Below are 25,550 nucleotides of genomic sequence, written 5' to 3'. Positions count from 1 at the left end.
TAGATGCCAAGGACGTTGTCCACCGGATCGACGAGTAAGTTGAGAGTTCCTGGCAGGGAGCTCACACCCTACTCGTCGGAGGATCCGGTGAACGTACACAAGAATGCGAAGTTGACGCCCGCGGGGCGAGCGGTGCTGGTGAGGCGGATCGAGGACGGGGAGCCGGTCGGAGTGGTGGCTCGGGAGATGGGAGTGAGTCGCCGGACCGTGTACAAGTGGCTCAAGCGGTTCCGGGAGGAGGGAGAGGCGGGGCTTCGGGACCGGAGTTCGAGGCCGCACAGGCATCCGCACCGGATCCCTCGGCAGCAGCGCCGCCGGATCGAGCGGTTGAGGCGGGAGCGTTGGAGCGGTCCCCGGATCGCCGATCACCTGAAGATGCCGATCTCGACGGTGACGCTGGAGGTGAGGCGGCTCGGTCTGAACCGGCTGGAGAGCTTGGCGCCCCCGGAGCCGGTGGTGCGCTACGAACGGTCGCGGCCGGGGTCTCTGGTGCACATGGACACCAAGAAACTCGCGCGCATCGAGCGCCCGGGGCACCGCATCGACGGGGATCGGAGCAAGACGGTGAAGGGAGCGGGGTGGGAGTACTACCATGCAGCCGTCGATGACGCGTCGCGAGTCGCCTACGGGGAGGTGCTGCCCGGCGAACGGAAGGAGGACGCGGTGGCGTTTTTGTTGCGGGTGGTCGCCTTCTTCGAGCGGCAGGGGGTGAAGATCAGCCAGCTCATGACCGACAACGGGGGCTGCTACCGGTCGAAACGGTTCCGGCGGACGCTCCGGGAGCTCGGGATCGGCCACATCTTCACCCGCCCGTACACGCCCAGGACCAACGGCAAGGTGGAGCGCTTCATCCGCACCTCGCTCACGGAGTGGGCCTACGGCCGGTCCTATCCGCACTCGCGCGTGCGGACCAGGGTGCTCCGCGTCTGGCTCCGCTATTACAACTTGAGGCGAAGACACACCGCCATCGGACGGCTCACACCCATGCAACGACTCGTCGAGCTGAGGGTCACCAACGTCCTTGGCATCTACAGCTAGGAGCCGCGTCAGGCGGGTCGGTCAGGTGCCGTACTTCCGGCTGTGGAGTTCGGCCGCGCGGTCGGACCACTCCTCGAGTCGGATTCGGGCTCCCAGCCCCTTGCCGAGGGTGTCGAGGTCTTCGGAGGTCCAGCGGGCCAGATCGAGGTACGTTCGATAGCCCATTTCGTTCAGACGCGCCTCGAAAGCGGGGCCGATCCCCTTGATCCGCGTCAGGTCGTCGCTCTCGCTGGACGCGCGCGCGCGGGCCCGTTCCGCAGCACCTGCGGGACGCGTGTGGCGTTTGCGAACCGTTCGCGTCCGCGAGAGGCGGGCACGACGCGAGGGGTGCACGATCCCGCTCCCCTCGGGATCCAGCTTCGAGAGGCGGGTGTACAGCCGGTCCCGCTCGGCTGCGATCTTCCGGCGCGCCGCCTCGGATTCGAGCCGCGCACGCTCGAGCATCTGCCGTGCGTCCTGTTCGATGGCGGACAGGCGGTTGTCGAATTGGCGCTTGAGTGTCAGCTCTCGCCCGGCCATCTGCCGGCCACGGAACCACCAGCCGACGACAAACCCTGCCGACGCGGCCGACAGCAGCCCCAGAACGACGATCGGGGTCAGGACGTCCATCATCTTCGAGCGGACTCCAGGTTCCGGCGTGGTCCCGCCGCGACGTGACGCGAAGGGGAACCCAATGTAGGGTGACGGAGGACACCGCCCAACCCCGGAGCGACCGAATCACGACTCGAATCAGCCGGCCGGCAAGGAGAATCCATCGAGACCCCGCTGAAAGGACGGTTCGACCGGATCATGGCTTCACGCGACGTTCCCGCCGCTGCCGGGTGCGTGCTCGGGTCGTCCCGCGAGGGGCGCCCGGTCCAGGGTTTTCGCTTCGGGCGAGGACCCGAGGCCGTGAGCCTGCTCGGCGGCTGCCACGCCGACGAACCGGTGGGTCCGCGCCTCCTGCGTCGTCTCGCCGGCTACCTGGCGGGACTCGACGCGGAGGATCCGATGGTCACCCGCTATCAGTGGTGGATCATCCCGCACATCAACCCCGACGGTGCGATCCGCAACGCTCCGTGGCAGGATCCCCATGCGAAGGCGTACGACCTCGGACGATATCTGGCGGGCAAGGTGCGGGAACTGCCGGGCGACGACGTCGAGTTCGGTTTTCCGCGCGACGACGCCGATCCCGGAGCGCGGCCCGAGAATCGGGCGGCGTACGACTGGTGGCGCACCTGCGATCGACCATTCGCGCTGCACGCCTCCCTGCACGGCATGGGCTTCGCCGCCGGTCCCTTCTTCCTCATCGATCGCGCCTGGGAGGATCGATGCGAAGCGTTGAAGGCCTCATGCCGGCAGCGCGCAGAGGCTCTCGGCTACTCGCTGCACGACGTCGAGCGACACGGAGAGAAAGGCTTTTTTCGCTTCGAGCGGGGGTTCGCCTCGCGGCCCGACTCGAAACTCATGGCCGCGCATTTCGAAGCCCTCGAGGACTCGGCGACGGCGTCCCGCTTCTGGCCGAGTTCGATGGAAACGCTGCGCTCCTTCGGCCACGACACGCTGACGCTCGTCTCGGAAATGCCGCTCTTCATCCTGCCCGGCGTGGGAGAAAGGCCGGGCCCGCCGGATCCCGTCGCTGAACAGTGGCGGAGACGGCTCGACGGCTGGAGGAGCGAGCTTTCCACGGGGGGCGTGCCGGACACCATCTCCGCCGATGCAGAAGAACACGGGCTTGTCCCAATGCCGGTGCGCGACCAGATGACGCTGCAATGGACGTTCATCGCCGCGGGATTGCGTCAAATGCGCGCTCCGGCGGCGTGACGTCGCGCGGCACCCCGCGTGCGGCTTGCCTGTGCCGCGGCGGCAGAACAAGGTGAGCAGCGTGAACAGGCGATTTCTACTCGCGATCCTCGCGGTGGCCGGCTGCAGCGACCTGGCGTCGCAACCCGAGCGGGTCCCGGGCTCGCTCGAGGTCCTTCCCGCCGCCGCCATCGTCCTCGAAGGCGAGACCGTTCGGTATCGGTTTCGGGTGCTGGACGCGAGCGGTGCCGCCTTCAGCCGGATCCCGGCCTGGGCGCCGCCGCGCTGGTCCGTGTCCGATCCGTCCGTCGCCGCCGTGAGTGCGGATGGGGAGGTCATCGGCCTCGAGGGTGGTCGTGAGACGCGGGTTGCCGCGGAGGTGGCGAGCCGGCACGGTGGAGCCTGGGTGAGGGTGAACCCCAGGAGCGTGAAGATCGAAGCAGCTGCCGTGCATCTGACGCAGGCGGTCCAGACCCTGGGCGGAGACATTCCTCTGATCGCGGGCCGCTCAGCGCTCCTGCGAGTCTTTGTCACGGGCGACAAGATGAACTTCTATCGTCCCCGCCCGCTGGCGACCTTTTACAGGGGCGGTGCCCCGATCCACGAGATGCGGCTGGATCCCGCGACGGACCGGATCCCGACAGAGCCCGATGAGGGGCGACTCGACCGGTCGTTCAACGGGGTCGTTCCGGGGAGGGTCTTGCAACCCGGCGTCGAACTGGTCGTGGAACTGGATCCGGATGGCGTCGTGCCGGCGGTTCCGGGAAGCGACCGGCGCGTGCCCGCCGAGGGGCGCCTGAGGCTGGACGTGCTGACGGTTCCACCAATGGAGCTGACCGTGGTGCCGGTGGTGCACTCCGCGGATGCGCAGGCGGTGCTGACCTGGGTCGGGGGGTTGACGGAGACGGGCCCCGGGATGGAGTTCGTGCGTTCCGTACTCCCGATCGGTGAACTGGAACTGACGGTACACGAGCCCTATCACACGACCGCGGACCTCACGACCGGATCCGGCTGGTTGGGGCTCCTGCGCGAGATCAGCGTACTCCGGCTCACGGAGCGACGGTCGGACTATTATTACGCTGCCGTCGCAGCCCCTCCGAACTCTCCCCTGAGGGGATTGGGCTACATCGGGCGGCCGGTCGGAATCGGAATACCCGATCTCGACACGTTTGCCCACGAACTGGGGCACAACATGGGGCTCCGACATGCTCCCTGCGGCGTCGTCATCGTGAACCCCGATCCGGACTTCCCGTACGAGGACGGCTCCATCGGAGTCTTCGGATACGAGACCCGGGACGGGAACACGCAAATGGTCGATCCCGCCGAGTATCGGGACCTGATGACGTACTGCGATCCGAGCTGGATCAGCGACTATCATTTCATCAAGGCCATGGAGTTCCGGCGGGAGCACGAGTCGCTTGTCCTGCGGAGCGTCGATCCGGAGCCGACGCTGCTCCTCTGGGGAAATGCCGGCACCCCGGATCTTCTTCTGGAGCCCGCCTTCGTCATCGACGCGCCCCCGAAGCTGCCGGCCCGAGAGGGCCCGTATCGCCTGGAGGGGTTCGACGCGGCCGGCCGGCCCCTGTTCTCCTTCCCTTTCGCTCCGGACGAATTGGAGTACGGGGGGGGACAGTTCGCCTTCGCGATTCCCTATGACGACCGCTGGAGCGGTTCTGAAGGACTGGATCATGTCCGGCTCTCGGGCCCGGACGGCTCCGTGACCATCGAGAGGTCGGGGAGTCGCCGGGCGTCTCTGGTCATGGACCCCGACACGGGTGGTTTGCGCGGCATTCTGAGGGGGCGGGAGACCCCTCCTCCGTGGGCCGCCGGCATGGAGATCGTGGCCAGCGACGGCGTGTCCGCCGTCAGGGTCTCGGGCCCCCGCCAGTGAGCGTTCGGGTATCCCGCGCCGGTCTCGCGCTGGCCCTGGGCGTGGTCGGCACATTGTTCGCGGGCGGCGGCGCCCGGGCCCAGACCTCCGTGGAGGTGCGAACCGGTCTCACGGTGGGGAATCACACATCTACCGCGGCGGGTCTCGATTGGGCTCCCGCCCTATCGTACGAAGCCCGGATTGCGAGGCGGCTGCGCCCGCAGGTCGCCATTACGGCGGGGTACGTTCGGACCGCCGTCGGCTGCAGGGAGGGATTCTGCCGGGGGAGAGAGCCGAAGATCACCGGCCAACACGCCGCTCTCGGTGCGGAGTTGTCGCAGGGCTGGCTGTGGGGCCGGGTCGGCGTCCTCTACGGCACAACGCGCGTGGGGACGGAAGGGGAGGCCCCGAAGGCGGGTCCCGGCCTGGAGGCGGGCGCCGGATTCCGCCTTCGCTTCGGCCGCCTGAGTGTCGGGCCGGGCCTGTCGTGGCGGCGCATGTCCGCCGACACCCCGTCGAGCACCGACCATGCCGTGGCGCTGGGCTTCGATCTGGGCGTCGGATTCGAATTCGACTAGTTTTCGCATGCCCCATATACCGGAGGATCGGATGGGTTTCCCACACCGCCGGATCCGCGCCACGCGACGCCTGCTGCACGTGCCGCTTGCCTTCGCCGGTCTCATCCCGTCCAGCGCCACCGCGGCATCCGCTCAGTCGATCGAGGATTGGTTGAGCGTCTCCCGCGTCGGAGAATTCGCGTGGTCGGTGGACGGCGCGCACCTCTTCTACACCTCCAACGATGACGAGTCCGGTACGCGGGTGATCTTCCGCGTGCGGTCCGACGGCTCGGACCCGGAGCGCCTGGGCTGGCCGCCGCGCGGTGTCCGCCCGGAGCCCGCCCAGGGCCTGAAGGTGTCCCCTTCGGGCGAAGAACTCATCTTCGTCTCGGCACGGTACTATCAGGGCTTCGACAACCTCTGGCGGCTGTCCACCTCGCCATCGGGAGGGGAGCCGAGGCCGATCACCTTCAATGACGCCGTGATCGAGACCGCCCCGACCCTTTCGGCGGACGGCCGCAAGGTCGCGTATCAGGTCCGGACGCCCGCCGGCCCCCGGATCTTTCTCCGCGACCTGACCGAGCCCCGCGCCTGGCCCCGCCTCTTTACGACGGGCGACGAGAACGAGACTTCTCCCCGCTTCTCGCCCGACGGTGGTTCCATCGCCTTTTCGAGCGGCGGTGACGTCCGGATTCGAACGCTCGAAGGCGATGAGCGGCGCGTCGTCGTCGACCCGGCGGTCGGAGGAGGCAACGGCGGTTTCGTCTGGTCCCCGGACGGCACGCGCCTCGCCTTCACCAACAGCCGGAGCGGCTGGGCTCAGGTCGCGGTCGTGAGGATCGAGACCGGAGAGGTTACGCCAATAACCTGGGAGGAACGCGGGCACAGCGATATCTCCTGGTCTCCGGACGGTGGCTGGCTCTCCTTCACCCGCTCCGACGAGTCCGGATTCTCGAATCAGGTCGTCGTTGCTCCGAGCGACGGGGCACAGCCCCCCCGCGAGATCACGCGCGGCAAGGGGATGCGCGCCCAGCCCCGCTTCTCGCCGGATGGCGGTGAACTCGCCTGGATCGAGCAAACGGATACGCGCACGGCGGACATCTGGAAGACCTCCTGGAAGGACGGCACGTGGGGTGAGACGCCGGTCCAGATCACGCATTCGATGGGACGCATGGACCCCGCGAGGCTGAGCGAGGCCGAGGAAGTCTACTATCCCGGTCCGGACAATCTGCCTGTTCCCACCCTCCTCTACCGCCCGCGGAATTTCGACGCTTCACGCCGGTATCCGGTGATCGTCCGGCTGCACGGCCACCCCGGCCAGTGGAACCACTCGTTCGAGATGATGCGCCAGTACTGGGTTCAGCGCGGCTTTGTGGTCGTGGCCCCGAACCCGCGCGGGAGCCGCGGCTTCGGACAGGGTTTCCACGACCTTCATATCGCCGACTACGGCGGCGTGGAGTTCCAGGACGTGATGAACGTCATCCCCTTCCTCGAAGGGCTCGGCTACGTGGACATGTCGCGCAAGGCGACCTGGGGCGGATCGGGCGGCGGGTACATGAGCCTGGTGATCGCGACCGAGGCGCCCGACGCGTTCGAGGCGCAGGTGATCCGGGCGCCGGTTTCCGACTGGCGGCTGCTGGCGAACGACCGCTTCGCAGCCTCCGGACGCCACTGGACGGCCGGCCGCACTCCGCGCCGCGAGCGCTCGGAATTCGGCGGGCCCTACGACGAGATCCCGGAGGAGTACGACCGCCGTTCCCCCGTCAACTTCGTCGAGGCGGTGGAGGTCCCGCAGCTTCTCCTTCAGGGTCTGCGGGACGCCGCCGTGCCTCCGCGCCAGTCGCAGGTCTGGGCGGAGCGCATGCGGGACGCGGGAAAGGGCGACCTCCTCACGTACGTGGAATACCCTGACGAAGACCACAGCCTGCGGCGCTACAAGGCGACGGTTCGCGACATCCTCGAGCGGATGGACGCTTTCCTCACCCGACATCTGCGCCTGCGGGAGGAGATGTCCCCATGAAAGCCCGAACTCTTCCCGGTAGTTCGTGGATCGTCGCTCTGGTCTTGGTCGCGGCCGCGTGCGGGACGTCGGACGATGCGGCCCCCGGCGGGGGCGCGCCGGTCGTACTCGACCTCACGCTCGACAACATCCACCGCAACAACACGGGCGCGCGGGGCGTCTCCATCTCGCCGGACGGTCGTCACCTCGCGATCTCCGGCTCGGGGCCGGACGGTGCGGGGCTGTATCTTGCGGCTCGCGGCGAGGGAGGCGGCTTCGGGACGCCGCGCCTCTGGCTCCAGGGTTCGAACCCCGTCTGGGCGCTTGGCGGCGACCGCATCGCCTTCTCGGCCGGCGGCCGGATCCGTGTCGCGGACATCGGCGACGTCGACGCGCGCCCGGTGATGGACGCCATGGAGGGCGTCCGGGCGCCCGCCTTCTCCCCGGACGGGCGGACGATCGCGTTTTACTCGACGGCGAGCGGCCACCAGGACATCTGGCTCGTTGCGGCCGACGGTTCGACCCCGCCGCGCCAGCTGACCGAGGCCGCCATGGCCCACGATGATCCGCGCTTCGCGCCCGCCTGGCGGCCGGACGGCCGCGAGATCCTCTACGTGTCGAACGCATCCGACTACTGGCACGACGACCTCTGGCTCGTCGACGTGGAGACGGGCGACAAACGTCAGCTCACCCGCACGCTGATGGCGATGTCCACCCCCGTGTGGTCGCCGGAGGGCGACCGGATCGCCGTCTTCGGCACGGCCAAGGATGAGTACTGGTACGAGGACCTTTCCTACATCTACGTGCTGGAAGACCTCGACACGGGTGGCCGGGCCTCGGAGCGCATCGTGGACATGCAGGTCTACGCGACCGACGCGGCGATGCGGCACGCCCCGTCCTGGTCGGCGGACGGCGCGTTCATCTACTTCCCCTACCTCGAACGCGGCACGGTCAATGTGTGGGCCGTGCCCGCCGCCGGCGGCGTGGCCACGCGCGTCACGCACACGGAGGGGACGATCTCGCGCGTCAGCCACACGGCCGGCGCCGGCACCCTCGCCTTCATCCACTCGTCGCCGACACGGGGAGGGGAAGCGTACGCCCTGGACCTCATCGGCGGCGTCCCGGAGCGCCTCACCTCGTTCTCGCCGTCCTGGCGGTCCGTCGCGGCGCCCCGCGAGATCGCCTTCCCCAGCTTCGATGGACTCCGGATCCAGGGCTTCCTCTACCGCCCGCCGCAACTGGCGGACGGAGCCGCCTGTCCGGCGCTCGTCCAGGTCCACGGGGGCGGGACGAATTCCTACCAGCAGGGTCTGAACCTCGCCGAACAGTACCTCGCCTCGAAGGGGTTCGTGGTCCTCGCGATCAACTACCGCGGGGGGTCGGGCTTCGGGCGCGAGTTCCAGGACCTCTCCGTCGAGGACTGGCTCTGGGACCAGGCGCGCGACGCCGGCGCGGCCGCCGATTTCCTGCGCACGCTCCCCTACGTGAACGGAAAGGTGGGGATCTACGGCGGCAGCTATGGCGGGAGCATGTCGCTGTCGGCGATCAGTCTGACCCCGGACGAGTTCGATGCGGCCGTCCCCATGCGCGGCGCCTACTCGAAGCTGAATACGCTCGAGTACACGGATCGGCTGGGGAAGATCTTCTCCGTCACCGGCCACGGCGGCACTCCCGAGGAGCGCCCCGACACGTACGCCAAGAGCAACGTCGTGTCGCGCATCGCCGACATCACGGCTCCGGTTCTCCTCATGCACGGGGAACTCGACCGCCGCGTGCCGATCCAGAACTTCGAGAACGCGGTGGCCGAATTCGAGCGGCTCGGCAAGAGCGTCGAGGTGAAGACGTACCCGGACGAAGCGCACGGTTTCCGGAACCCGGACAACCGCGTCGACACCTGGTCGCGCCTGGAGGCGTTCTTCACCCGGCACCTCGGCGGCTGCGCCGCGGGCTGAAGACCGTCGATCCGGAAACCCCCATCGCCGACCCCGCGTAGGAAGTCACGAGGCGGGCGGGGCCCCGCCCGCCTGGAAACATGGACTCCCGGGGAGGACACACGTGAAAAACCCGTTGACGGCCGCCGTACTGAGCTTTCTCGTGCCGGGCGTCGGCCAGTGGTACAACGGCAAGTTCCTGCGCGGACTCTTCTGGCTGCTGGTGACCCCCGGCCTGTGGCTCGGCACCGGCGGCACGCTGGGCTGGATCTGCCACATCGTGTCGGCGGTCACGGCGTACAGCTACGCGAACCGGCTGTACGTCCGCTGACTCGTCAGGGCACGCGTTCGAAGCGGCCGTAGTAGTCCATCTCGACGCCCGACACGCGGGCGGTGTCGTCCAGCATGAATGAGACGCCGATCCTGACGTCGCCGAACCACATGTCGAAGCGGTCGACGTGCCAGTGCTCGAGAGGCATCCGCACCGGACGCTCCCGGCCATCGAACTCGGCCACGAGCCGGAGTTCGCCGGCCGACCCGCCGGTTCCGTTCGCCGATCCGTTGCCCACCCCGTTGCGTTCGGCGCTCGCCGATGCGCTCGCGGCCGGACGTTCGTTCACCCCCGGAGTCCCGTCCCAGCGGCCCAGCCGGCCCTCGGCGGGCATGAGCGGCGGAATCGCCTCGTCCGTCAGGCGGATGCGCAACTCGCCGGCGTAGCCGTTGCGGTACGTGCCGACGTAGGCCTCGAGCGGCACCGACGGACCCTGGTCGAGCCGGGCCGCCTGCCGCGCCTCCTCCGCCTCGAAGATCCGGCGGTTCCCTTCGGCGATGCTCCGTTCGAATTCCGCATGCCAGTCGCGGCTCCGCAGTTCATCCGTGCCCACGAAACGCGCCATCGCCCACTGCGTGAGCACCCACGGAAGCTCGGAGTTCCGGTTCGTCGTCGCCCACACGCCGAAGCCCTGTTCCGGCGCCAGCGCGATCGAGCAGTTGAACCCCAGCGCGTTCCCTCCGTGGCCCACGCCGGTGACGTCCCCGAACCTCCCCGTCGACCAGCCCATCGCGTACGCGCCCGGACCCTCGAAGGGCATCCAGCTGCTCGGGTTCGGTATCACGGTATGCGGTGTATGCATGAGTTCGACGGATGACCGGGAGAGCGGCGGGTTCGGGTGGGTGCCGACGTGGAACCGCATCCACTCGGTAATCTCGTCCGCCGACGTGATCACGCCGCCCGAAGGCACGGTGACGTCCTCGGCGTACTGCCACGGCACGGGTTCCAGCGGCATGCCCGTGGTCGCCGCGTTTCCGATGAACCTCCGCTCGATGATGGCGTGCGGCTCGGCGTGGTTCGGGCTCGCGTTGGCGGGCGCCATGCGCGCCGTCGTCGTCGTCATCCCCAGCGGATTCCACAGCTTCTCCCGCGCATAGGAGTCCCAGTCCGTTCCGGAGACGGTCTCCACGAGGTGACCCGTGAGCACGAACATGTCGTTCGTGTATCCGTAGCGGTCACGGAAGGTGTGGTCGGGATCGGTATGAGGGAGCCGCATGAGATAGTCGCGCCTGTCCGTGACCAGGGGGCGCAACGGCTGGTTGCTCCCGGTCCCGACACGGTGCGTCACGATGTCCCGCACGCGGATCTCGCGCGTCGTCCACGGATCGTGGAGACGGAACCACGGGATGTGATCCGTGATGCGGTCGTCCCAGCGCAGCTTCCCCTCTTCGACGAGCGAGGCGATCGTCGCGGCGCCGAACGCCTTCGAGCAGGAGCCGATGCTGAACAGAGTCCCTCCGTCCACTGGTGTGTCCCGGCCCAGTTCGCGCACCCCGTAGCCGGTGGACAGATAGCTCCTGCCTTCATGCACGATGGCCAGTCCAAGCCCGGGGACTTCCCACCGCGCCATGGCGTCCTCGACCCACGCGTCGATCTCCTCGGCGCTCGGCGGAGGCGGCAAGGGGGACTGCGCCTGCGCGGCAGCGGCCGCCGACAGGAGCGCTGCTCCGAGAAGCGCCATGGCCGGCACGGCGCGGCGCCGCAGCTGTGCGAAAAAACGGTTCGGGGATGTCATCACGGCCTCCTGCTCAAGTCACCGATGGTTCGATCTGTTTCCGTGTCGCGGGAGTCCGAATACCCACAGGACTCCGCCCGCGGCGGTCGCGATACGCTGTTCGCCGTCCACCTCGAACGACATGGGGTTGGTGCGGACGCCGGCGCCGGCCTGAAAGTCCCATAACGCCTCCCCCGTCTCCGCGTCGAGGGCGAAGATGTTGCCCTCGTTGCTTCCGCCGAAGACGAGGCCGCCGCGCGTGGCCATCACGCCCGCCCACGGCGGAGAGAGCAGAGGGAACTCCCACTGCAGCTCTCCCGTGAGCACGTCGAGCGCCTTGACCGCCCCGCTCGCGTCGTCTCCCGAGAGGGCCTGCTCTCCGCCGCCGAGAAACGGCTGCCCCGGCTCGTACTCGACCTCCGCCTTGTAGTAGATGGCGCCCATGATCCGGGTCGCCTGGTAGAAGAGGCCGGTGTCGGGGCTGTACGAAGGACTGAACCAGTTCGACGCCCCCTGAAGGCTCGGCCAGACGAGGTTGCCCTCCTCGGTCGGTTCGGTGCCCGGGATCACGATCGGGCGGCCGTTCTCGTCGAGGCCCTCGGCCCACGTTTGCTTCGAGTACTCCACGCCGTGCAGGAACTCGCCGGTCTCGCGGTCCAGCACGTAGTAGAAGGCGTTCCGGTTCGCCGTCACGAGCAGCTTGCGCGGCTCTCCCTCCCACTCCGCGTCGACGAGCACCTGGATCTCGGTCGCGTCCCAGTCGTGGGTGTCGTGCGGGGTGTACTGGAAGTACCACTGCATCTCGCCGGTGTCGGGGTCGAGGGCGAGGATGCAGTTCGTGTAGAGGTTGTCGCCCGGGCGCGCGTCCCCGTTCCAGTCGGGGGCGGGATTCCCGGTCGGCCAGTACAGGAGGTCGAGTTCCGGGTCGTAGGAGCCGGTGAGCCACGTGGAACCGCCCCCGTGTTCCCAGCTGTCCCCGCCCCATGTCTCGCTTCCCGGCTCGCCGGGGCTCGGGATCGTGTAGGTCCGCCACAGGAGTTCGCCCGTATCGGCGTCGTAGGCGTCGACGAACCCGTTCGCGCCTGCCTCCGCGCCGGACATGCCCACGATCACCTTCCCGTCGAGGGCGAGAGGGGCGAGCGTGATGGAGAACCCGAGGTCGTTGTCCGCGACGTCCACCTCCCAGCGGACGGCGCCGGACCGGGCGTCGAGGGCGACGAGGCGGGCGTCGAGCGTACCCACGAACACCGTCTCGTCGAGGATCGCGACGCCCCGGTTCACGCGCGGGAAGCCGATGTTCTTCGTCGAGGCCGGGACCTCGGCGGACCAGTGCCAGAGGCGGCGCCCGGTGCGCGCGTCGAGGGCGCTCACGTTGCTCGGCGGCTCCGTCACGTACATCACGCCGTCGACCACGACCGGCGTCGTCTCGATGAGCCCGCCGCTCATCTGGTAGGCCCAGATCACCTTCAGGTCTCCGACGTTGCCGCGGTGGACCTGGTCGAGCGTGGAGAAGCGGTGCGAGGCGTAGTTCCCCGAATAGGTCAGCCAGTTGTGCGGCTCGTCGCCCGCGTTCACGAGCCGCTCGAAGGATACCTGTGCGGCCGCGCCCGCGAGGGAGGCGCTGCACAGGAGGGCCGCCGCCGCGAGCGCGGAGACCGTGACAGTTTTCATGATCCGTCTCCGAGGTCGGCCAGGAAGGCGACGAGGTCGTCGATGTCCGCTTCCGTCATCTCCTCCACGGCGGGCATCAGAGAGTGATCGAACTGTTTCTCGAGTTCCACGAGGTCTTCCTTGCGAAGCGAGACCGTGCGGCCGGAGATCGACCGCAACTGGATCGTGAAGGCGTCCTCGTTCACGCGCATGCCCGTGACGACGCGGCCCTCGCGCGTGACCGCGCGGATCGGCACGTATCCCCTGAATCCGCGCAGGATGCCTCGCCTGGAGACCGGCAACTCCGACCCGGGCATCCGCAGCGACGCGTAGAGGTAATCGACGCCGCGCCGAAGCCCGATTCCCGTGAGTTCGGGGCCGATCCCCGTCCCGCGGCCGTCGACGACGTGGCAGGAGTAGCAGTCGCCGGCGGAGGCGAACACTTCCCGCCCTCGCGCGGCGTTCCCCGCGACCTCCACGACGACGTCCTCTCCCAGCGTGCGGACGTAGGCGGCGATGAGGTCGACCTCGAGATCCGACACCAGGTTGGACCTCGTCCCCGGCATGCCGGTACCGGGGATCCCGCGTCGGATCACCTCGACGAGCGATTCGTGGTCCGGCGCTCGGGGCAGGGTGGGGCGCGCCAGGCTCGGCCCCTCTCCACCCTGGCCGAGCATGCCGTGGCACCGGCCGCAGTGGGCCTGGTAGAACATCTCACCGCGCGCGAGACCCGCCTCGGTGACCTCCGGCTCCTCCTGGGCCGCAACCGGGCCGGGCGCCATCGCGAGCACGCCTGCCGCGAGCACGCTTGCCGCGAGCGCGAGACCGCAAAGACTAATCAACGTAGCGGCCCGGTCGGACGTCACGGAACCAGCGCTTCCGGCTCCAGGACCCAGCGCGTGAGCCATTCCACGTTTCTCGACATGAGATCTCGCTGGAGACGAGGAGACCTAACACCATGCGGCTGATCCGGATAAAGTACGAGAGACGTCGGCGCTTTACCGATGGCGCGGACGGCCTCGAAGAACTGGATGCTCTGTTCGGCGGGCACCCTCTCGTCCCTTTCGCCCACCTGGATCAGGAGCGGTGTCGTCACGTTTTCAACATGACGGTACGCGGAGCGCTCCTCGTAGAGATCCCAGTCCTCCCACGGCTTCGGACCCAGATAGGTGTGGTAGAACTCGGGGATGTCCGTCTGCGAGTACATGGAGATGAGGTCGTTCGCGCCGGCGCCCGCGCTCGCCGCCCTGAAACGGTCGGTCTGCGTGATCCCCCAGTAGGTATGGTGGCCTCCGAAGCTCCAGCCGCTCACGGCGAGCCGCTCGGGATCCGCGATCCCGCGCTCGACCATGGCGTCCACCCCGGAGTCGATGTCGACCCAGTCCCGGCCGGAGATGTCGCCGCGGTTGAGACCCCGAAAACGCTCGCCGTAGCCGCTCGAACCCCGGTAGTTCGGCTGCAGCACGGCGAACCCCATGCCCGCGTACACCTGCACCGGGTAGGCGCCGCGCGTCGCGTTGAAACGGTCCGATGAGATGCCGGACGGGCCGCCGTGGATCACGAGGACCATCGGAACGCGGTCCCCCGCCTCGTACCCGACGGGGAGCGTGAGCACGCCTTCGATCTCCTCGCCCCCGGCCCGCGAAGGCCACGACTCGACCCCCTGCTCGCCGAGCGCGAGATCGGCCACCTGCGGGTTCAGGTCGGTCAGGCGCTCGGGGCGAAACGTGTCCATCGGAGTGATGAAGATGTCCGGAGGCGCCATGCCGTCCTCGGCGGTGAAGGCGAGGACGCTCCCGTCCGCGGATGCGGAGGCGCCGGAGTAGTAGCGCCGGCCATCGGTCAGATCGCCTGGCGGGCCCGCCGCGGCGCCGTCGGCGAGGGGGATCCGGTACACCGTGGCTCCGGTGCGTCGGGCTGCGGAGACGATGAGCCGCGACCCATCGATGTGGACGAGGTTCGCGTTCGCGTCCAGATCGGCCGTGAGCGAGACAGGGTCCAGCGCGCCGCCGTCCGCGCCGAACGGCACTCGCCACAGCTGCCGGTTGTAGGTTCCGAGGAGTTGTCCCGTGCCGGACACGATGAGTCCCGATTCCTCGTCCCACGCGACCGGATTCTCTCCGCCGGGCATGGAGGTGACGCTCCGGGCCTCCGCTTCCGCGCCCGCCTGGACGTACGTCGCCCCGTAGTAGGTCGTCCTCAGCACGGGCGAAGAGCGCGCACCGAAGGCGACGGCTCGCGAGTCGGGTGCCCAGACGAAGGACACCACGTGGAGGCCGTCCGGCGACCAGCGCACTCCCTCGCCGGCCACCTCGTCCTCGAGTTCGGCGACGTGGAGTCGCGACCACTGGTCCGTGTAGACGGAGTCCCAGACCATCGGGCGTCCGCGCACCTCCTCGAGCTCTCGGTCCGCCTCCGTCGCGGGCGGGCTCGCCACGAAGCCGAGCCGCGCGCCATCGGGCGCGAAGCGGAAGCTCCCGACCGAGGTCTCGTGGGATGTCACCTGCCATGCCTCGCCGCCGTCGGGCCGGATGCCGTAGACCTGTCTCACCCCTTCCCGGTCCGAGGAGAAGGCGAGCCATTCTCCCGATGGGTGCCACACCGGTGAGTCGTCGGACCCGGGGCGGAAGGTGAGCTGACGGACATCCGCGGGGCCGCCCGCCGCCGGAACGACCCACACGTCCGTCTCCTGGCGGTCCTCCTCCATGTCCCGTCCCGTGACCACGTAGGCCACCCACTGTCCGTCCGGGCTCACGGAGACTTGTGACAAGCCCTTGAGGGCAAGGACATCCTCGACCGTCATCGGGCGGCTCTCCTGGGCGAACAATCCGGTGGAGAGGAAGGTGGAAAGAACGGAACCCGCGGCGAGAACCCGGGAACCGCGGAAGGTGACGTCACGCATGGCACACCCCTGATGTTGGATAGGCATCGTTACTCTTCGCCGCTGATGCCCTGATAGAGCAGGATGAACGCCGCAGCCTGCACGACGTGGTAGAGCGCGTTGTGGTCGAACCAGACCGGGTGGATCGGGATTTGCAGCTGCTGGATGGCCGCCGCCGCGAAGGTGAGCCCGAAGCCGACCAGCGCCCGCCGTCGGCTTGCGGTGGGGCGGCGACGGTAGGCCTGCGCGAAGCGCACGGTGAGATAGATGACGGCGGGCAGATAGAACGCCACCGCGACGGCGAAGGCCTGCCACCCCGCCAGCACGATGGCGACGTAGGCGACGTAGGCGAGCCCGGCGATCCTGGTGATCCACCGCGTACCGGTCGGCTGGCCATCGACCCGCGCGCCCAGGCCCCAGGCGGCGAGTCCCGTGGCTCCTACCGTGAGGATCGTGGCGGGCCAGAGGACGCGGTATCCGAGGGTCGCGGCGTCCCCGAAGAAGCCGTGCACCGTGCCGCCGAAGAGGGCCGCGGCGCCGGAGCCGGCGAAGAGTCCCATCGCCCACGGGCGCAGATCGGCCCTCACGCGTGAGCGCGCGAGCCACACCAGCACGGCGCAGAGCAGGGTGAGCCCGTAGTCGGTCAGCGTGACGGCAGGTTCGGTCAAGGCGCCTCGACCTCCGGTCGGAATGGGTTTTTCCCTCTCTGATCGGTATTGTCGGACCATCGCCCGGGGCAATACTCAAGCGAAACCGTCCCTCAGGAGGAGCCGTGTCTCGATCCCCGCGATCCGCCGGCAAGCGCCACGCATTGCACGCCCTCATCGGGCTCCTCTCCGTCGGCTGCTCGTCTCCCGGCGGCGGAGTCGTTGACGAGGGCCGGATCCCGCTCACGCTGGAGAACATCTTCACCGCCGCGGGGGGCGCCGGACGCGCCGTGCTCTCGCCCGACGGATCCATGCTCGCCGTGGCCGGACCTGTCGAAGGCGCGGGAGGGCGCGGGATCCACCTTGTCCCGACTTCGGCGACGACGGAGGCGGCGGCCGCCGGGGGAGAGGCCGCGGCCTTCCGGCTCGCCGGCGGGGCGCAGACGTGGTCCCCGGAGGGGGAGCGGTTGGCCTTCATCGCCGGAGGAAGCCTCGTCGTCGCCGAGGCGGGAACATCGGACCGGGTGGTCGTGGTGGAAGGCGCGAGCGGCCTTCGGGCCCCCTCGTGGTCGCCGGACGGAACGACGCTCGCCTACTACTCCACGGCGTCCGGCTCCCAGGACATCTGGCTCGCCGACGCGGGCGGGGCGGTACCGCCGCGGCAACTGACGGCCGGCGCGGCGGAGGCCGACGACAGCCGCTTCAGCCCCATGTGGTCGCCGGACGGCCGGTGGATCGCGTACATCTCCAACCGGGCCGACTGGTGGCACGACGACGTGTGGCTCGTCGCCGTGGCGTCCGGCGCAGCGCACCAGGTCTCCTCTTCGCTCATGGCTTCCTCCAGCCCCGTCTGGTCGCCGGACGGATCCAGCCTCGTCCTGATGGGGACGTCCAAGGACGAATACTGGTACGAGGACCTCGCGTACCTGTACCGGATCGATCTCGATCTCGCCGGCACCACGCCCCGCGCCCTCCGGGAAGCGCCGCTCGACATGCAGGTCTACGCGACCGACGCGATCATGCGCTTCGACCCCTTCTGGTCCGGCGACGGCGAGCGCATCCATTTCCCGTACCAGCAGCGCGGCGCCTTCGACCTGTGGTCCGTCCCCGCCTCGGGCGGCGTCGCCACGCGGGTTACGAACGTCGGCGGGTCGTGGTCGTCCCTGCACGCGACGAAGGACGGCAACCGCGCCGTGTTCACGCGGGATGCGGCCACGGAGGGCAGGGAAGCCTGGCTCCTCGACCTCGGCGGCGGACCGCCGGCCCGCCTGACGGACCTTTCACCGCACTTCGAAGGCGTACAGCGGCCCGTGGAGATCTCCTTCCGCTCCTTCGACGGCCTGTACATCCAGGGGTTCCTCTACCTGCCGCCGGCGATCCGGGCCGCGTTCGCGGCCGGCTCCGACCCGCCCGCGTGCCCGGCGCTCGTCCAGGTGCACGGGGGAGGGACGAACTCCTACACGCAGGGGACAAACCTCGTGGAGCAGTACCTCGCGAACGAGGGATTCGTCGTGCTCGCCATCAACTATCGCGGGGGGTCCGGCTTCGGGCGCGAGTTCCAGGACCTGTCGGTCGAGGACTGGCTGAACGACCAGTCGAAGGACCCGGGCGCCGCGGCGGACTGGCTGCGCCGCCAGCCGTACGTCAACGGGCGCGTGGGCATCTACGGCGGGAGCTACGGAGGCATGCAGTCCATGTCAGCGATCACGCGCACGCCCGACAAGTTCGATGCGGCCGTCCCCATGCGCGGCATCTACTCCGAGTCGCTGACCCTCCCCTACGCGGATCGCCTGGGGAAGATCTTCACGATCACGGGGCACGGCGGGACGCCGGAGGAGCGGCCCGAGATCTACGCGAAGAGCGAGACGCTCGACCGGATGGACCGCATCACCGCCCCCGTCCTCATCATGCACGGAGAATTCGACGTGAGGGCGCCGTTCGAGAACTTCGAGCTCGCGGTCGAGAGGCTCGAGGCGCTCGGCAAGGAATTCGAATCGAAGACGTACCCCGAGGGGCACGGCTTCCGGGATCCCTCCAACTCGATCGACATGTACAGCCGGCTCCGCGCCTTCTTTGACGAGCACCTTGGCGGATGCCATGCAGGCGGCACGTCTCTGGATTATGATTAGAAAATAACCGATCCTGCTTGCAGACACACCCGGGGGCGTTCCCCGGTAGCGACTCGGCGGTCCTTCACCGCCGGCGCCGTCCCCAGGAGAGACACAAGGCGAACCCATGGCGAAGCGCATCCGCACGACCTTCGGAAGTTCCGATTGCTCTCGCTCCCCCCGTGCACGCACCGCGCGTTCCGCGGCGCTCGGCTTGCTCGGTCTCGCCATCCTCTCCTGTGGAGGGGGCGACACGGCAGGACCGCCGCCCGGGCCGCCACCACCGCCCCCAACGGCGAACGTGCCGGCGAGGATCACCCTGGACCCGGAGACGGTCGCCGTCGTGGCGGGGGATACGATCCGCGTGAGGGCACGCGTCCTGAACGATCGGGCGCAGCCGATCTCCGACGCGGCGGTGACGTGGGCGAGCAGCGATCCGGCGACCGCGACCGTGGATGCGACCGGGCTCGTATCCGGTCTGAAGGAGGGCAACGCGAATCTGACCGCCACTTCCGGCCCCGTCTCGAATTCCGCCCCGGTGGCGGTGCACAGCCTGGACCGCGCGACGCTCATGGACCTCTACAACGGCACGCGCGGGGGCGAGTGGACGAACAACGACGGCTGGGGGACCGATGCGCCGGTCGGGAGCTGGTACGGTGTGACGGCGAACGCGAACTCCCGCGTGACGGGGCTGAACCTGAGCGAAAACGGCCTGAACGGGCAGCTTCCGGCGGACCTCGGAAGTCTGACCCTTCTCACGGAGTTGGTTGTAGACGCCAATGAGAATCTCTCCGGCCCCATCCCCTCCTCCCTCACCGAGCTGGGCATGGAGACGCTCAACTACGGCGGCACCATGCTGTGCACGGTGCGCGACGAGGGGTTTCAGGCATGGCTGAACGCCGTTCCGACGCGCGAGGGCGAGTTCCTCGCCTGCAACGAGGAGCGGTCGGACCTGATGACGTTGTACGAGGCGATGGGCGGAGAGAGCTGGACGGAATCGGCCAACTGGGGAACGGCCGCCCCGCTGGACAGATGGTACGGCATCGCGGTCGACGATTCTACGGGGCGGGTCATCTCGATCAACCTGAACCGAAACAACCTGTCGGGAGAGGTCCCGACCGAGATCCAGTATTTTCCGCACCTGCGGACCCTGCGTCTGGATTACAACCAGCTCGAAGGCGAAATTCCGGCGGAGATCGGCCTCCTCACCGAGCTGCGGCGGATGGACATCGACGGGAACAACTTCACCGGCAGTATCCCGCCCGAATTCGGAAACCTCGTGAACATCGAGGAACTCTGGATGGGAGGGAACCAGATGAGCGGCCCAATCCCGCCCGAACTGGGCAACCTCGCCAGCCTCGAAATACTCCACCTCTACGAAGCCGGCTTCGACGGTACGATCCCCGAGGAGTTCGGAAAGCTGACCAACCTCGAGGTCCTGCGCATCGCCGATACCAAGCTCGAGGGCGGTCTTCCCGGGAGCTTGGCATCCCTGGCGAAGCTCCGCCGGATCCTCCTGTACGAGAACGAGTTATCGGATCCGATCCCCTCCTGGCTTGGCCAACTGGACAGCCTTCGGACCCTCTTTCTCTCCGACAACAGGATCGAGGGTCCGATTCCTCCGGAGCTGGGACAGATCGACAGCCTCGCGTTTCTGTTCCTGGACAACAACAAGCTCGCCGGTCCGCTACCGCCGGAGTTGGGTAACGCGAGCGAGCTCTACCGGCTATGGGTCCAGGGCAATGCCGACCTGTCGGGGCCGTTGCCGGAAGGCCTGACCCGGCTCGAGGAACTCTGGGAGCTGATCGCGGACGACACCGGGCTGTGCATGCCCCGGACACCGGCTTTCCGCAACTGGACGGAGTCCGTGTATTTCAAGTACCGTATCCGCGTGTGCGGGGGAGAGGCCCACGCCGAGGCCTACCTGATTCAGGCGGCGCAGTCGCGCGAGTTGCCCGTCCCGCTCGTAGCTGGCCGGGATGCGCTCCTGCGCGTGTTCGTGACGTCCGAACAGGAGACCGGGGCCATGCTCCCGCCGGTGCGGGCCACCTTCTTCGTGGACGGAGCGGAGGTGCATACGGAGGATATCCCGGCCGGGGCCTCCGTGATTCCGACGGAAGTGCAGGAGGGCGAACTCGACCTGTCGGCCAACGTTCTGATCCCCGCCGAGGTGATCCAGCCCGGGCTTGAGATGGTCGTGGAGATCGACCCGGATGGGACACTCGATCCGAATCTCGGAGTGTCGAAGCGCATCCCCGAGACGGGGAGGACGGCGGTGGATGTGAAGGCCGTGCCCCCCCTGCTGCTCACACTGGTCCCGTTCGTCAGGACCGCGGACAACGATCGCGCGGCCGTGTCGTTTGTCGTCAACGCCGACGCGGACGACGAGTTTTTCTTCCCGACGAGGACCTACCTGCCAGTGGGTGAGCTGGAGATCATCAGGCATGAGGCCGTCACGGTCGACGCGAACAGCATGCGCGAAGTTCGGGACAGGGTCGGGGCGATCCGCGTCATGGAGGACGGGATCGGACACTGGTTGGGCCTCACCGCGACGTCCATTAGCGGCATAAACGGCATCGCGTCGCTTCCGTTCGTAACCGACAGCATCGTCTGGAACGGAAAGGCCGCCGCCTCGCGGCTGGACGGGGAGACGGTCGCGCACGAACTCGGGCACAATATGAGCCTGTTCCACGCGCTCTGCCGTGGCGACGAAGGAGGCCCGGACGTCAGCTATCCCTACGAGAACGGGGAGAGCGGCGTCTGGGGATATGATCCCCGCGATGGCGGTTCGCTCGTACCCCCGGACCGACCGGACTTCATGACCTACTGCGACCCGGCATGGGTCAGCGATTACTACTTCTCGAACGCGCTGCGCTTCCGGCTCCAGGACACGCTCGAGGTGTGGCGGCCCCCGGCGGCAAGCCGAACGCTGCTGGTTTCAGGCGGCGTCTCCGGGGACGGCGAACCGTGGCTCGACCCCGCGTTCGTTGTGGATACGCGGCCGGTGGTGCCACATGCCGGCGGGCCCTGGCAGTTGAACGGTCGTCGCGCGGATGGGAGCGAGCTCTTCTCGCTGAGCTTCCAGATGGTCGAGGTGTTGGATGGGGAGGGGGGCGGTGCATTCACCTTCGCGCTTCCCGTGCAGGCGAACTGGGCCACGGAGCTTGCGAGCCTGTCGGTCTCCGGGCCCACGGGCAGCTTCGAGATGACGGAGGGAAGCGCGCCACCAATGGCGATTCTGCGCGATCCGGACACGGGCGCGGTGCGCGCGATCTTCACGGACCTCCCGTCGGGACCGCTGGCCCGGAGCGCGGCGGACGCCCGGGCGCCGGAACAGGGGCTCGAGGTGATGGTGAGCAGCGGGCTCCCCGGCGCGGAGGCCTGGCGCCGCTGATTCGAGCCGGAACCTCGCGGTCCGGTGAGCGGTAGGCCCGACCGCGCCGTCGCCGTTTGGGTTGGGGGGCGTGAACGCTGTATCTCGTCCCCCAACACCTCTACGGGCCGTTTTCGACAAGCACCTCGGAGGATGCCAAGCCGGCGGCACGTCTCTAGATTAGAAAATAACCGGCCCTGTTTGCAGCACACCCGGGGGCGTTGCCCGGTAGCGACCCGCCAGTCCGTCACTGTTGGCGCCGTCCCCAAGCAAAGACGCAAGGCGAACCCATGGCGAAGCGCACCCGCGCGACCTCCGGAAGCTGCGATTTATCTCGCTTCTCCCGCGCAGGCACCGCGCGTTCCGCGGTGCTCGGCTTTGCCGGTCTGGCCATCCTCTCCTGTGGGGGGGGCGACACGGCGGGACCGCCGCCCGGGCCGCCGCCACCGCCCCCAACGGCGACCGTGCCGGCGAGGATCACCCTGGACCCGGAGACGGTCGCCGTCGTGGCGGGGGACACGATCCGCGTGAGGGCGCGCGTCCTGAACGATCGGGCGCAGCCGATCTCCGACGCAGTGGTGACGTGGGCCAGCAGCGACCCCACGATCGCGACGGTGGCTGCGACCGGGCTCGTATCCGGGCTGAAGGAGGGCAACGCGAGTCTGACCGCCACTTCCGGCCCCGTCTCGAATTCGGCTCCGCTCGCGGTGCACAGCCTGGACCGCGCGACGCTCATGGATTTCTACAACGGCACGCGCGGGGGCGAGTGGACGAACAACGACGGCTGGGGCACCGACGCGCCGGTCGGGAGCTGGTACGGCGTGACGGCGAATGCGAACTCCCGCGTGACGGCGCTGAACCTGAGCGAGAACGGCCTGAACGGGCAGCTTCCGGCGGACCTCGGAAGTCTGACCCTTCTCACCGAGTTGGTTGTAGACGCCAATGAGAATCTCTCCGGCCCCATCCCCTTCTCCCTCTCCGAGTTGGGCATGGAGACGCTCCACTACGGCGGCACGATGCTGTGCACGGTGCGCGACGAGGGATTTCAGGCATGGCTGAACGCCGTTCCGACGCGCGAGGGCGAGTTCCTCGCCTGCAACGAGGAGCGGTCGGACCTCATGAAGCTCCATGAGGCCATGGGCGGAGAGAGCTGGACCGCGTCGGCCAACTGGGGAACCGACGCCCCGCTGGAGAACTGGTACGGCATCGCGGTCGACGATTCGACGGGTCGGGTCATTTCGATCAACCTGAACCGAAACAACCTGTCGGGAGAAATTCCGGCCGAGATCCAGTATTTTCCGCACCTGCGGACCCTGCGTCTGGATCACAACCGGCTCGAAGGCGAAATCCCGGCGGAGATCGGCCTCCTCACCGAGCTGCGGCGGATGGACGTCGACGGGAACAACTTCACCGGCCCCATCCCGCCGGAGATCGGGAACCTGGCGAAGCTCGAAGTATTGTGGATGGGCGAGAACCGGATGTCCGGCCCCATCCCGCCCGAGCTGGGCAATCTCGCCAACCTCAAGGAAATCAACCTGTACGAGGCGGGGTTCGACGGTTCGATCCCGGAGGAGTTCGGAAACCTGACGCGACTGGAAATCCTCCGCATCACGGAGACCAACATCGAGGGGGGACTGCCCGAGAGCCTTGCGGGACTCGGGAGGCTCCGCGCGATCCGTCTCTACGGCAACGCGTTGTCCGACCCCCTCCCTTCCTGGCTTGGACAACTCGACAGCCTGCGGACCCTCTTTGTCTCCGACAACAGGATCGAGGGCCCGCTACCGGCGGACCTCGGCCAGGCCGACAGCCTCGTGTTCATCCTGGCCGCGAACAACCGGTTGTCCGGACCGCTGCCGCCGGACCTCGGTGACGCCAGCGAGCTCTACCGCATATGGGTTCAGGGTAACCGCGACCTCTCGGGCCCGCTGCCCGAGAGCATGACGCAACTCGAAGCCTTCTTCGACCTGCGCGCGGACGATACCGGGCTCTGCATGCCCCGGACGCCCGCCTTCCGCACCTGGCTGGAATCGGTGTACGTCAAGTACCGAATCCGGGCATGCGGGGGGGAGGCGCACGCCGAGGCATACCTGACGCAGGCAGTGCAGTCACGGGACTATCCCGTGCCGCTGGTTGCCGGAGAGGAGGCACTCCTGCGCGTCTTCGTCGTGTCCGAACAGGAGACCGGGGCGATGATCCCACCGGTGCGGGCCACCTTCTTCGTGGACGGGGCGGAGGTACACGTAGAGAACATCCCGGCCGGCTCGTCCGTGATTCCGACCGAGGTGGAGGTGGGCGAACTCGACCTTTCTCCCCACGCCGTGATCCCCGCCGAGGTGATCCAGCCCGGGCTCGAGCTGGTCGTCGAGGTCGACCCTGACGGCACGCTCGATCCGAATCTCGGCGTATCGAAGCGCGTCCCGGAGAGCGGACGCCTGGCGGTGGACGCAAGGGCCGTGCCCCCTCTCCTTCTGACCCTGCTCCCCTTCGTCTGGACCGGGGACAACGACCGTGGCGCCGCCACCTTCGTCAGGACCGCCGACGCCGAAGATGAGTTCTTCTTTCAGACACACACATACTTGCCGGTGAAGGACATCGAGATCACACGGCACGCAAGCGTAACGGTCGATTCGAACGTCGGCAGAGACCTCCTGGCCGACGTCGGACGCATCCGGGTCATGGAGCAGGGCATCGGACACTGGCATGGCATGATCCCCGACATGGCGGGCAGCACCAACGGCGTTGCCTGGCGCCCGGCAGCCACGCCCGACGGCCGCGAATACCTCGGGAAGACCGCCGTGTCGCAGATCAACGCGGAGACCTTCGCGCACGAACTCGGACACAACATGAGCCTGCGGCATGCGACATGCCGGGGCGACGAAGGCAACGCGGACGTGAGCTACCCGCACGAAGGCGGGCGGATCGGCGCATGGGGCTGGGACCCGCGCGATGGCGGATCGCTGGTCGACCCGTCGTCCACCGTCTTTGATTTCATGACCTATTGCGATCCCAGCTGGGTCAGCGACTACTATTTTTCGAACGCGCTCCGCTGGCGGCTCCAGGATACACTCGAGGTCTGGGAGACCCCGGCCGCTACCCGGACGCTGCTCGTGTCCGGCGGGGCCGACGCCGACGGTGCTCTCCGCCTCGATCCGGCCTTCGTGGTAGACGCGCAACCGCTCCTCCCGCGCGCTCCCGGCCCGTACACGATGACCGGACGGCGCGCCGATGGAAGCGAGCTGTTTTCGCTGCGTTTCGGGATGGCCGAGGCCTGGGACGGGGACGGGGGTTCGGGATTCACGTTCGCGCTTCCCGTGGATCCAGCGTGGGAGACGGAGTTGGCGACCCTTTCCATCTCCGGGCCCGGCGGCAGCGTGGTGATCGCGGAGGGAACGGCTCCGCCGATGGCGATCGTGCGGGATCCGGGCACGGGTCAGGTTCGCGCTATCTTCCGCGACCTGCCCACCGGTCCGTTCGCCCGGAGCGCGGCGGACGCCCGGGCTCCCGAGCCCGGGCTCGAAGTGATGGTGAGCAGCGGGCTCCCCGGCGCGTCGGCCTGGCGCCGCTGAGCCCGGTCTCAACCCGCCCGGAGAGTACGGGGCAGGGCCTTCCCGGCCATCCCGTCGCGCCGGGCGGACATAGGGATTCGCACAGCTGCGAGCTTTCCGGTGA

Annotated in this window: 16 protein-coding genes; 10 read left to right on the top strand and 6 right to left on the bottom strand. The window is 68.4% G+C overall.

Annotated features, from left to right (window positions below):
• Positions 1–87 precede the first annotated feature (87 nt).
• Complete coding sequence (locus ACQY5G_RS14225) at positions 88–1,038, top strand: IS481 family transposase (protein WP_428274696.1); 951 nt, start codon at positions 88–90, stop codon at positions 1,036–1,038.
• Positions 1,039–1,059: 21 nt separating this feature from the next.
• On the opposite strand, the gene ACQY5G_RS14220 is transcribed toward ACQY5G_RS14225, so the two are convergent.
• Positions 1,060–1,650: a hypothetical protein gene (locus tag ACQY5G_RS14220; RefSeq protein ID WP_428275041.1), complete on the bottom strand. Its 591-nt coding sequence runs from the start codon at positions 1,648–1,650 to the stop codon at positions 1,060–1,062.
• Positions 1,651–1,827: 177 nt separating this feature from the next.
• Between ACQY5G_RS14220 and ACQY5G_RS14215 the strand changes: the two genes are divergently transcribed.
• The 6 genes from ACQY5G_RS14215 to ACQY5G_RS14190 all read left to right on the top strand — a co-directional run bounded on the left by ACQY5G_RS14215 (position 1,828) and on the right by ACQY5G_RS14190 (position 9,508).
• On the top strand, positions 1,828–2,841 hold the full coding sequence (locus ACQY5G_RS14215) for a M14 family zinc carboxypeptidase (RefSeq protein WP_428275039.1): 1,014 nt from the start codon (positions 1,828–1,830) through the stop codon (positions 2,839–2,841).
• 61 nt (positions 2,842–2,902) lie between these two features.
• Positions 2,903–4,711, top strand: coding sequence for a M66 family metalloprotease (locus ACQY5G_RS14210; RefSeq protein ID WP_428275037.1), 1,809 nt, complete (start codon positions 2,903–2,905; stop codon positions 4,709–4,711).
• Entirely contained in the window at positions 4,708–5,268 is a 561-nt protein-coding gene (locus ACQY5G_RS14205) for a hypothetical protein (RefSeq protein ID WP_428275035.1), read from the top strand. Before ACQY5G_RS14210 ends, ACQY5G_RS14205 begins: the two co-directional genes overlap by 4 nt.
• Before the next feature lie 31 nt (positions 5,269–5,299).
• Positions 5,300–7,267, top strand: coding sequence for a S9 family peptidase (locus ACQY5G_RS14200; protein ID WP_428275033.1), 1,968 nt, complete (start codon positions 5,300–5,302; stop codon positions 7,265–7,267).
• The gene (locus ACQY5G_RS14195; protein WP_428275031.1) at positions 7,264–9,198 is read left to right on the top strand and encodes a prolyl oligopeptidase family serine peptidase; all 1,935 of its coding nucleotides are present in this window, start codon (positions 7,264–7,266) and stop codon (positions 9,196–9,198) included. The genes ACQY5G_RS14200 and ACQY5G_RS14195 overlap by 4 nt, the downstream gene beginning before the upstream one ends.
• Positions 9,199–9,301: 103 nt before the next feature.
• Positions 9,302–9,508 (top strand): hypothetical protein, encoded by a 207-nt coding sequence (locus ACQY5G_RS14190; RefSeq protein WP_310756897.1) that lies wholly within the window; start codon positions 9,302–9,304, stop codon positions 9,506–9,508.
• 4 nt (positions 9,509–9,512) lie between these two features.
• Here the strand turns inward: ACQY5G_RS14190 and ACQY5G_RS14185 are convergent, their stop codons facing one another.
• The 5 genes from ACQY5G_RS14185 to ACQY5G_RS14165 are packed head-to-tail and all read right to left on the bottom strand — an operon-like array spanning position 9,513 to position 16,421.
• Positions 9,513–11,243, bottom strand: a complete 1,731-nt coding sequence (locus tag ACQY5G_RS14185; protein ID WP_428275029.1) for a serine hydrolase — start codon at positions 11,241–11,243, stop codon at positions 9,513–9,515.
• Positions 11,244–11,261: 18 nt separating this feature from the next.
• Positions 11,262–12,893 carry a pyrroloquinoline quinone-dependent dehydrogenase gene (locus tag ACQY5G_RS14180; protein WP_428275027.1) on the bottom strand — a complete coding sequence of 544 codons (1,632 nt, stop codon included), beginning with the start codon at positions 12,891–12,893 and terminating at the stop codon, positions 11,262–11,264.
• Positions 12,890–13,738, bottom strand: coding sequence for a c-type cytochrome (locus ACQY5G_RS14175; RefSeq protein ID WP_428275025.1), 849 nt, complete (start codon positions 13,736–13,738; stop codon positions 12,890–12,892). The genes ACQY5G_RS14180 and ACQY5G_RS14175 overlap by 4 nt, the downstream gene beginning before the upstream one ends.
• The gene (locus ACQY5G_RS14170; protein ID WP_428275023.1) at positions 13,735–15,774 is read right to left on the bottom strand and encodes a S9 family peptidase; all 2,040 of its coding nucleotides are present in this window, start codon (positions 15,772–15,774) and stop codon (positions 13,735–13,737) included. Before ACQY5G_RS14170 ends, ACQY5G_RS14175 begins: the two co-directional genes overlap by 4 nt.
• A gap of 29 nt (positions 15,775–15,803) precedes the next feature.
• On the bottom strand, positions 15,804–16,421 hold the full coding sequence (locus ACQY5G_RS14165; RefSeq protein ID WP_428275021.1) for a DUF6962 family protein: 618 nt from the start codon (positions 16,419–16,421) through the stop codon (positions 15,804–15,806).
• Between the two features lie 104 nt (positions 16,422–16,525).
• On the opposite strand from ACQY5G_RS14165, the gene ACQY5G_RS14160 reads away from it, so the two are divergent.
• From ACQY5G_RS14160 to ACQY5G_RS14150, 3 genes are all read left to right on the top strand, one after another.
• A complete protein-coding gene (locus ACQY5G_RS14160) occupies positions 16,526–18,529 on the top strand; it encodes a prolyl oligopeptidase family serine peptidase (protein ID WP_428275019.1) in 2,004 nt (667 codons plus the stop codon).
• A 280-nt stretch (positions 18,530–18,809) separates the two neighbouring features.
• Positions 18,810–21,902 (top strand): leucine-rich repeat domain-containing protein, encoded by a 3,093-nt coding sequence (locus ACQY5G_RS14155; protein ID WP_428275017.1) that lies wholly within the window; start codon positions 18,810–18,812, stop codon positions 21,900–21,902.
• 443 nt (positions 21,903–22,345) lie between these two features.
• On the top strand, positions 22,346–25,447 hold the full coding sequence (locus ACQY5G_RS14150) for an Ig-like domain-containing protein (RefSeq protein ID WP_428275015.1): 3,102 nt from the start codon (positions 22,346–22,348) through the stop codon (positions 25,445–25,447).
• The last annotated feature ends 103 nt before the right edge of the window (positions 25,448–25,550 follow it).

The organism is Candidatus Palauibacter sp. (assembly GCF_965261555.1).
Taxonomy (GTDB): domain Bacteria; phylum Gemmatimonadota; class Gemmatimonadetes; order Palauibacterales; family Palauibacteraceae; genus Palauibacter.
The sequence above is the reverse complement of the archived record's forward strand: the minus strand, read 5'-3'. Positions and strand labels throughout refer to the sequence as shown.